Source organism: Kocuria atrinae C3-8 (assembly GCF_000286355.1).
GTDB classification, from domain to species: Bacteria; Actinomycetota; Actinomycetes; order Actinomycetales; family Micrococcaceae; genus Kocuria; species Kocuria atrinae_A.
On the sequence record NZ_AJXN01000153.1, the window covers coordinates 1 to 9,120 of the forward strand.

Below are 9,120 nucleotides of genomic sequence, written 5' to 3' on the forward strand. Positions count from 1 at the left end.
CGGGCATCCCGTCTTTAATTGCGGCCCAAGCCCAGCATGCTCATCGGTGGATCAAGCTAAGCCACCGTCGGTGATCGTGGAACCCGAGAAGCCCAAAGAGCGGATTTACCCGATGCGCTCGGGCTGCGTGCACAGACCCGATCAGCGCGCCTGAACAAGGTGCTGTTGCTGCAACGCGACCTGAAGGGCCCGAAGGCGAGCTCAGCGATCCCTTTCCCCTCACCCACGCGCTCGAACTGTTGGTCCCCAATATCTCTGGGCTTCCCGCCACGCCCCAGCCGCTCTCCTCGCTCATTCGCACTATTCGCGCGTTCGGAGGCGTCCGCGCGGTCTATTACACGGACATCGCGAATGTCGCTGATCTATTGGTTCAAGCCACCCGTCGACTTCTCCGCCGCAACGGGATCTGACGCCCTTGACGACTTGGCGCAACCCCGTGCGCCCGCAGGTCACCGCCGATCCGGATCATCTCAAAGCTGCCCTTCCGGAACCCGAGTTGGGCTCACACCTCGAAGGCACCACGGATGGCAACGGTGCCCCCGAGACGGGAGAGAGCGGCGTCGTCGTCGAATATCGCAGCGTGCGCGTGAGTCCGTGGGTCGAGGCCGTGGAGAACCCGGAGGACCCCGGGCAACTGATCATCCTCCTGGCCGAGCAATTGGTGGTGGTCGTCGGCATCGCGCCCGTGGTGTGGCACGCGTGTCGTGAGCACGGCGAGCGCACTCCCCAACAATTGGAGGCTGGCGTCGTGGAGGTATTCGGTGAGAACCCGGATGCCACAGACCTCGTCAGTAAGTGCGTGGCCGAACTGGTGCGCGTGGGTGCCCTTCAACCCGCGTGAGGGGCATGCCCCGTAGAGTGAGGAGCGTGCATCCCGTTCTCATCCTGGCTTCGAAATCTCCCGCCCGCGCGTCGCTTCTGCAGCGCGCGCACCTTCCGTTCGACACGGTGGTATCCAACGTTGACGAGGACGCCGCCCTGGCCGAACACGGGCCGCTGAGCCCATCCGAGACCGCCTTACTTCTGGCGCGGACCAAAGCCGAGGCCGTCGCCACGCTGGACGTCGCGGCGGAGCGGTTGGTGCTGGGGTGCGACTCAGTCTTTGAACTGGACGGGGAGAGCTACGGCAAGCCGCTGACCGCGGACATTGCAGTCGAGCGCATCTCCGCAATGAGCGGACGTAAGGGGACACTGCACACCGGCCATTGGCTCGTGGATCGCCGCAACGGTGAGAGCCACGGAGAGGGTGCCATCAGCTCCGCTGACGTGTACTTCGCGGAAATGTCCCGCGAAGAAATTGAGGACTACGTGGCCACCGAGGAGCCCCTGCAGGTAGCCGGTTCGTTCACGCTGGACGGCCGCGGCTCTGTGTTCATCGACCGGGTGGACGGGGACCCTAATGCGGTGATTGGTTTAAGCATCTCCACTCTGCGCACACTGTTGGCAGCGCGCGGGGTGTCACCGAGCCACTGGTGGCGGTCAACACCACAGCCCACCACGACATGATTTGTAGAACCCCTACAGATCAACCCCGCACCCGGGCGTCGCTTAGGTGATCTCCAGTACGGGGCACTAATCTGCTGGAGAGTATCGACAAGGAGCTATTCACGTGACAACCACCTCCACGGAGCAGCAGGCTTCCACCGACATGCGCCCCATCACCAAGGTCTTGGTGGCGAACCGCGGTGAAATCGCGGTGCGCGTCATCCGCGCCGCACGCGACGAAGGCATCACCTCCGTGGCGGTCTACGCGGACACGGACCGGGACGCCATGCACGTGCGCATGGCCGATGAGGCCTACGCCCTGGGCGGCACCACCGCGGCCGATTCCTACCTGGTGATCGACAAGATTCTCGACGCCGCCGCTCGCGCCGGCGCTGACGCCGTTCACCCCGGTTACGGCTTCCTGTCCGAGAACGCGGACTTTGCCATGGCTGTGATCAACGCGGGTATGACGTGGATCGGCCCTCCCCCGGCTGCGATTTCCAAGCTGGGTGACAAGGTGGCCGCTCGCCACATCGCCGAGAAGGTCAACGCTCCGCAGGTTCCGGGTACCGCAGATCCGGTGTCCTCCGCGGACGAGGTGCTGGCCTTCGCTGACGAGCACGGTCTGCCGATCGCCATCAAGGCTGCCTTCGGTGGCGGTGGCCGCGGTATCAAGGTGGTCCGCGAGCGCGACGCCATCCCCGAACTCTTCGACTCCGCCGTGCGCGAGGCCACCGCAGCCTTCGGTCGCGGTGAGTGCTTCGTGGAACGATTCCTGGACGCCCCGCGCCACGTGGAAACCCAGTGCCTCGCGGACGGCCACGGCAACGTGGTGGTGGTATCTACCCGCGACTGCTCACTCCAGCGCCGCAACCAGAAGCTCGTTGAAGAAGCCCCCGCGCCGTTCCTCTCGGACGAGCAGAACGAGCGACTCTACGAGGCCTCCAAGGCCATCCTCAAGGAAGCGCAGTACCAGGCGCCGGAACCTGCGAGTTCCTGGTCGGCCAGGACGGCACCATTTCCTTCCTGGAGGTCAACACACGCCTGCAGGTCGAGCACCCGGTGTCCGAAGAGGTCACCGGACTTGACCTGGTTCGCGAACAGTTCCGCATCGCCCGCGGTGAAGAACTCGGCTATGACGACCCGCAGGTGCGCGGCCACAGCTTCGAATTCCGCATCAACGGTGAGGACGCCGGCCGTAACTTCATGCCGGCCCCCGGCACTCTGACCAAGTTCAACCTGCCCTCCGGTCCTGGCGTGCGCGTGGATACCGGCGTGGAGGCCGGAGAGACCATCGGCGGCAGCTTCGACTCGATGCTCGCCAAGCTGATCGTCACCGGCGCCACCCGCGAGCAGGCGCTACAGCGCTCGCGCCGCGCACTGGATGAGCTGCAGATCGACGGCATGCCCACGGTGGTGCCGTTCCACCGTGCAGTGGTTTCCGACGCCGCCTTCGCACCTGAGGACGACGCCTCCTTCTCGGTCCACACTCGCTGGATCGAGACCGAGTTCAATAACGAGATCGAACCCTTCGAGGCACCGTTCGAGCCGTCATCCGAGGAACCCGAGCGCCAGTCCGTGGTGGTCGAAGTGGGCGGTAAACGACTTGAGGTCACCCTGCCCCAGTTGGCCGGCGCGGCACGCGTTGGTGGAAACGGTGTCCCCCCGCCCAAGCGCAAGGCACGCGCCAACCGTGGCGGTTCCGCTGCGGCCCGTGGAGCTTCTGGCGATTCGCTGACCTCGCCCATGCAGGGCACCATCGTGAAAATCGCGGTGGACAACGGCGACACGGTGAACGAGGGCGATCTGATCGTGGTGCTCGAGGCCATGAAGATGGAACAGCCCCTGACCGCGCACAAGTCCGGTGTGGTCAAGGACCTCACGGTCTCCGCCGGGGACACGGTTTCCGCCGGTACGGTTCTGGCGAACATCACCGACTGACGCTGCAGCACCCCGGCCGCACTGCGCCGTCAACCAAACCCCGCGAGGTTCACGCCTCGCGGGGTTTGTCGTTGCGGCGGCGAATCTGTCGGCTCGATCAGGCCACCTCAACCGGTTGAACTACGTTCGCCGGTCAGGCAGTGAAGGACGGCGATTGCCCGATCTTCTGGGAAACGTTATCCGGGGTGTCCGGGTCATCGTCGACCACGGTGGCGGTCACGAGCACCTGGAACTGCACATTCCAGAACGGCGTACGCACCCAGTACTCCCAGGGCAGGGTGACAGCTGCACCGGGGGCGATCACCCCCGTGTAGCTCCACTCCCACTTGGATCCCGTGCGGAAATCACTGCCCCGCTCGGTCAGCGTGAAGTTCGCTTGTTGACTGGCGATCTTCAGCTGATGAGCCCCGAAGGGCGGGCGCACGTCCGTGACGTAGTCGTGCATGGCCACCTCCACGGTTCCAGAGGCATTGCTCACCGGGGTCTCCCCCGTGTTGCGCACCGTGATGCTCCGGGGCAGACAGGCCAGCGCGCGGCGGGTCTTGAGGTCGCTGCGGTAAATCGGGGTGTCCATCACGGGTGCCCAGGTGTCGGTTCGGGCGGCAGGATCGCCCAACTCGACCGCGAGCGAACGTGAGCCGGTGGGCGCGGCAACGGCACCGAGCGACGTCGTCATGGCGACCGGGACGCTCGCGGCGGCACTAACGAGAACGGTGCGGCGGGTGATGTGTGGCTGAGGCATAAGAAATCTTTCGTGCGGAGGCAGCGGGTGAGGTGTCGGTTCAGGCGAAACGGCCGGCGGCGAGAAGCCCATCCATGCAGCGCTGGGCAATCGCGGTGATGGTGACGAACGGGTTCACGCCAATGCGGCCGGGGATGAGTGAACCGTCCAGGACGAACAGGCCCGGAGCGCCGTTGACCTCGCCGTTGAGATCGGTGGCCTCTCCCAGCACCGCGCCGCCGAGCGGGTGGTAGGTGAAGTAGTCGGTGAACGCCTTGCGGCCTTCGAACAGATCCGTTCGATAGAAGGTTCCCGGATTGGCCGCGTTGATCCGATCGAACACCGCCTTGGTCGCGTTCACGGACGGTGCCGACATCTGCGTGGTCCAGCCGAGCTCCACATCCTGCGTGTCCTTGTTCCAGGTGAACGAGGCAAGGTTGTCGTTGTCCGTGATGGCCAGGTACACGTTGGTACGCATTTCGATCCCCGTGGGGAACGGCGCGATCTCCGCGAACACGGAGGTGGGGCCGTCGTTCCAGTGGCTGATGCCCATGGCCGGCATCCCGGATTGCAGCGAACCGGTGGCCGTGCCCCAGGTCAATCGTCGGGAGAGCATGGTGTTGCCGTTGGGCCCCAGCCCTTGCCCAGATCGGTGTTGTCCCGCAGCCCGGGCACCAGGTTTTCGGCCTGTGCGCGCAGGAGCAGGCGCGTAGAGCCCACGGACCCGGCCGCCAGAATGACCCGGTCATAGGTTTGGGTTTGCTCGGAGCGCACGACCCCGTGGAAGTCGATGGTCTTCAGGGTCAATTCGTACTGACCGCCCGCCGAGCGGCGCAGCCGGGTGACCTCGGTCAGCGGCTTGACCGTAACCCGTCCCGTGGCCCGAGCGGCCTGCAGAATGGTGCGGGGCAAGGTCTTCTTACCGGAATTGTTGCCGTAGATCACCTCCGCGCCCAGCGCAGAACGGGTTTCCCGTTTGATCCCTTCGCGGCGCATGTAGTCCCAGTCATACACATTGGGAACCGTGACGGTCGAATACCCGGCCTTCTTGGCCTGCTCCGCGGCCACCCGGGCGAACTGGTAGTAGCTCGCTGTCGCCAGGATGTCGGCCGGGGGTTCGGCCACTCCGAGCTGTGCATTGGCCCGGGGGAAGTACGTGCTGTACATCTCGTCCGCGTCGAGCTGCGGTAAGACTTTCTGGAAGTAGGACTTGCGCGGGGTCACCGCCATTCCGCCGTTCACCAGGGAACCGCCACCCACACCGCGGCCCACGTAGACCTTCATCTGAGCGAACCGTTCCATGCCCAGTGCGCCGGCGCCGCGGTCGATCCGTCGGTTGATGATCGGCAATCCGGCCAGGTAGCTGAACGGCACGTCCGTGCGATCGGAAAACCAGGTGGAGCGTGCAGTGGGGCTCGTCATCGAATCAAAAGTTTTGCCATTGACCAGCGGCATCGCATCCCAGTCGCACCCCATTTCGATCAGGTCAACGCGGAAGCCCTTGTCGGCCAGCGACTGAGCAGCCACTGAGCCGCCATAGCCGGACCCAATGATGGCGATGCGATGTTCTTGAGAAAGTGACGGCATGGTCCCCTCGTTGTGATCCGCAGTACTCCCCTGGCTCTGTCACCAGAGTTGCACTTAGCTTATGCACTCTCATGGGTGTCAATGCTTATCTCACATTGTGGACACTCGAATTCGCACTGTGGACCCGCAGGTCTAGCGTGTAAATATTCAAAACCACTTCCCATCTGAGGATTCACCATGTCTACAACCGTGACTGAGTCGGGTTCACACGGACCCGAGTCGGAGAAGTCACTGGAGGAGCGCGTTCCGCGTTCTCGCGTGATCGTGGCGTCGCTGGCCGGCACCACCATTGAGTTCTACGACTTCTACGTCTACGCGACCGCAGCAGTGGCCGTGTTCCCCGCGCTGTTCTTCACCGGCGAGGACGAGACCACCAAGCTGCTGGCCTCCATGGCCACCTTTGCCGCCGCGTTCTTCGGCCGTCCCATCGGCTCCGTGATTTTCGGTCACTACGGTGACCGCATCGGCCGCAAGGCCACCCTGATCGGCGCCTTGCTGACCATGGGTATCGCCACGTTCCTGATCGGCCTGCTGCCCACCTACTACTCCATCGGTATCTGGGCTCCCCTGATCCTGACCATCCTGCGCTTCTGCCAGGGCCTGGGTCTGGGCGGTGAATGGTCGGGCGCATCACTGCTGGCCACCGAGTACGCGGAAGAGGGCAAGCGCGCCCGCGCCGCCATGTGGCCCCAGTTGGGTGCACCGTTCGGCTTCATCCTGGCCAACGGCTTCTTCCTGATCCTGACCATCGTCATGCAGTTCGGCACCGCCGAGCATCACGCGGTGGGAGATCACCCGTTCCTCGTGTGGGGCTGGCGTATTCCGTTCATCGCGTCCGTGGTCATGGTGCTGCTGGGCCTGTGGGTCCGCATCAAGCTCGAGGAAACCCCGGTATTCAAGAAGGCCGAACAGCAGGGCGAAAAGGTCAAGGCCCCCGTCACCGAGGTGTTCAAGACCTCATGGCTGCAGATCATCCAGGGCACCTTCATCATGCTGGCGACCTACGTGCTGTTCTACCTGATGACCGCGTGGGTGCTGTCCTTCGGCATCGGCTCCCCGGACGCCGGCGGCCTGGGCATCGAGTACCGCGACTTCCTGATCATCCAGCTGCTGGCCGTGGTGCTGTTCGCCATCACCGTGCCGATCTCCGGTTGGCTCGCGGACAAGTACGGCCGCCGCTCCTCGCAGCTGGTCATCACCTCCGCGATCGTGGTGTTCGGCCTGTGCTTCGGCCTGATCATGGACCCCTCGCTCGTGGGCACCGGTGAGAATGTCTCGATGGGCCGCGTGCTGTTCTTCCTGGCCGTGGGCATGACCCTGATGGGCCTGACCTTCGGCTCGATGTCCGCCATCCTGCCCGAGCTGTTCCCCACCAACGTGCGGTACACCGGCTCCGGCATCGCGTACAACGTGGCCTCCATCCTGGGCGCTGCCATCACGCCGTACATCGCGGTGATCCTCAACGCGAATTTCGGCGTGGGGTCGGTGGGTATGTACCTGTCCTTCGCCGCGGTCGTCACGCTGATCGCGCTGTGGTTCTCCCCGGAGACCAAGCACGTGGACATGTACACCGTGGGTCGCAAGGTCGTGAAGTAACGCACCTCCCGTGCCTTCGTCCACAAACGACGACGTCGCCCCGGTGACCTTTCGCTCGAGTCACCGGGGCGACGTCGTCAGTTATTGAACTAGTGGTGCACGTGCAACCGGCGAGCGGCCTCCGAGATGGAGCCGGACAGGGATGGGTACACGGCAAAGGTGTCCGCGAGGTCGTCCACGCTGAGGTTGTGGGTGACGGCCAGGGCGATCGGTAGATCAGCTCGGACGCGCGCGGGCCCACGACCACGCCACCCATCACGGTGCCGGTGCCGCGGCGGGCGAAGATCTTCACGAAACCGTCGTCCACGGCCATCATCTTGGCGCGAGTTGGTGCTCAGCTGAAGCGCTGCGTACTCGATCACGGACGGATCGGACTTGGCGTCCTTCTGCCCCACGCCCACGGACGCGATTTCCGGGGAGGTGAAAATGTTGGAGGCGACCTGGTCGGTGCGCAACGGACGCACGGCGTCGCCCAGCTGGTGAGCCACGGCAATGCGACCCTGCATGGCAGCCACGGAAGCCAGCGGCAGCACGCCGGTGCAGTCACCTGCGGCGTAGATACCGGGCACGGTGGTGCGCGAGACGGCGTCGACCACGATGTGACCGGACTTGCTCGTGGCAACCCCCACCTCTTCGAGTCCCAGGTCGGTGGTGTGCGGGATGGAACCCACGGCCAGCAGACAGTGCGAGCCCTGAACCTTGCGACCGTCGGAGAGCGTAACCAGAACGCCGTCGCCGGTGTTCTCCACGGACTCCGCGCGCGACCGGGACAGCACAGTCAAACCGCGACGCTCGAACACGTTTTCCAGAACGGCCGCTGCGTCCGAGTCCTCGCCGGGGAGCACCTGATCGCGGGAGGAAATCAGGGTGACGTCCGAGCCCAGGCCGTTGTAGGCGGACGCGAACTCCGCACCGGTGACACCGGAACCCACCACGATGAGCTTCTCCGGGATCTCCCGCATCTGGTAGACCTGCTTCCAGTTGAAGATCCGCTCGCCGTCAGGCTTGGCGGTGTCCAACTCACGCGGGTAGGCGCCCACGGCCAGCAGCACGAACTGTGCTTCCAGGTCGTACTCGAGCCCCTCATCGGTCTCCACGTGCACGGTGTTCGGGCTGGTCAGACGACCGTGACCCTTGACCAGGTGCACGCCCTGGCGCTCCAGGCCGCGCTTGATGTCCCGGGACTGCGTGGCAGCCAGGCGCAACAGACGCGTATTGACCTTTTGCAGGTCCACGGACAGGTGGTTGATCTCATCACCGTCATCGGAGCCACCCACGATGTGGACGCCAGATCCTTGGCCTCCGAGAATCGGTTCATGGTGTCCGCGGAAGCGATCAGGGTCTTGGACGGGACCACGTCGGTCAACACCGCCGAGCCGCCCATGCCCTGCTGTTCGATCACGGTCACTTCTGCACCCAGCGACGAGGCCACCAGGCCGCTTCATAGCCGCCGGGGCCGCCACCGATGACAACGAGTTTCGGATTCGCAAATTCAGTCTGCACACTCACGCCCCCCATTGTTGCAGTAAATGAACCGGGAGTAACCGTGACTCGGGCCTCGGATTCGTGAAGGTTCGGCGCACTGTCGCTTCAAGCACGTCACCGCTGCTACCTGTGCCTACTCACGCCCTGCCCCGCACTCGCCTGCACCCGCGCACCCCGTACCCTTCTGGCTCCTTTCACCCACGCGCCCCGTGGACCCCGTGGGTCTCCGCCACCTGACATCTAACATCTGAGGTGGAGGTTCGCGCGGTGAACATTTGAGGCGCGACCCCCATTGTCAGACTGGT

The 9,120-nt window shown here is 64.5% G+C and carries 6 protein-coding genes and 3 pseudogenes; 4 read left to right on the forward strand and 5 right to left on the reverse strand.

Annotated features, from left to right (window positions below; translation table 11 throughout):
- Positions 1-415: 415 nt before the first annotated feature.
- The 3 genes and pseudogenes from YO9_RS0114600 (at position 416) to YO9_RS0114610 (ending at position 3,426) form a co-directional block, all read left to right on the forward strand.
- Complete coding sequence (locus YO9_RS0114600; protein ID WP_223286647.1) at positions 416-841, forward strand: hypothetical protein; 426 nt, start codon at positions 416-418, stop codon at positions 839-841.
- Between the two features lie 26 nt (positions 842-867).
- Positions 868-1,506: a Maf family protein gene (locus tag YO9_RS0114605; protein ID WP_016998159.1), complete on the forward strand. Its 639-nt coding sequence runs from the start codon at positions 868-870 to the stop codon at positions 1,504-1,506.
- A gap of 142 nt (positions 1,507-1,648) precedes the next feature.
- A pseudogene (locus YO9_RS0114610) lies at positions 1,649-3,426 on the forward strand (acetyl/propionyl/methylcrotonyl-CoA carboxylase subunit alpha).
- Positions 3,427-3,559: 133 nt separating this feature from the next.
- Here YO9_RS0114610 and YO9_RS0114615 read toward each other — a convergent pair.
- From YO9_RS0114615 to YO9_RS19015, 3 genes are read right to left on the reverse strand one after another with little or no spacing between them, the layout of a single operon-like run.
- Complete coding sequence (locus tag YO9_RS0114615; RefSeq protein ID WP_016998160.1) at positions 3,560-4,168, reverse strand: hypothetical protein; 609 nt, start codon at positions 4,166-4,168, stop codon at positions 3,560-3,562.
- Between the two features lie 40 nt (positions 4,169-4,208).
- Positions 4,209-4,763 carry a GMC oxidoreductase gene (locus YO9_RS19010; RefSeq protein ID WP_016998161.1) on the reverse strand — a complete coding sequence of 185 codons (555 nt, stop codon included), beginning with the start codon at positions 4,761-4,763 and terminating at the stop codon, positions 4,209-4,211.
- On the reverse strand, positions 4,745-5,734 hold the full coding sequence (locus YO9_RS19015) for a GMC family oxidoreductase N-terminal domain-containing protein (RefSeq protein WP_223286648.1): 990 nt from the start codon (positions 5,732-5,734) through the stop codon (positions 4,745-4,747). The genes YO9_RS19010 and YO9_RS19015 overlap by 19 nt, the downstream gene beginning before the upstream one ends.
- A gap of 177 nt (positions 5,735-5,911) precedes the next feature.
- Here YO9_RS19015 and YO9_RS0114625 point away from each other — a divergent pair, with 177 nt between their 5' ends.
- Complete coding sequence (locus YO9_RS0114625) at positions 5,912-7,330, forward strand: MFS transporter (RefSeq protein ID WP_016998162.1); 1,419 nt, start codon at positions 5,912-5,914, stop codon at positions 7,328-7,330.
- On the opposite strand, the pseudogene YO9_RS21785 reads toward YO9_RS0114625, so the two are convergent.
- Together YO9_RS21785 and YO9_RS0114630 are read right to left on the reverse strand one after the other, a co-directional pair.
- A pseudogene (locus YO9_RS21785) lies at positions 7,251-7,604 on the reverse strand (hypothetical protein); the annotation flags it as partial. The gene YO9_RS0114625 and the pseudogene YO9_RS21785 overlap by 80 nt on opposite strands.
- Positions 7,486-8,775: pseudogene (locus YO9_RS0114630) on the reverse strand (NAD(P)H-quinone dehydrogenase); the annotation flags it as partial. The pseudogenes YO9_RS0114630 and YO9_RS21785, both read right to left, overlap by 119 nt.
- Between the last annotated feature and the right edge of the window lie 345 nt (positions 8,776-9,120).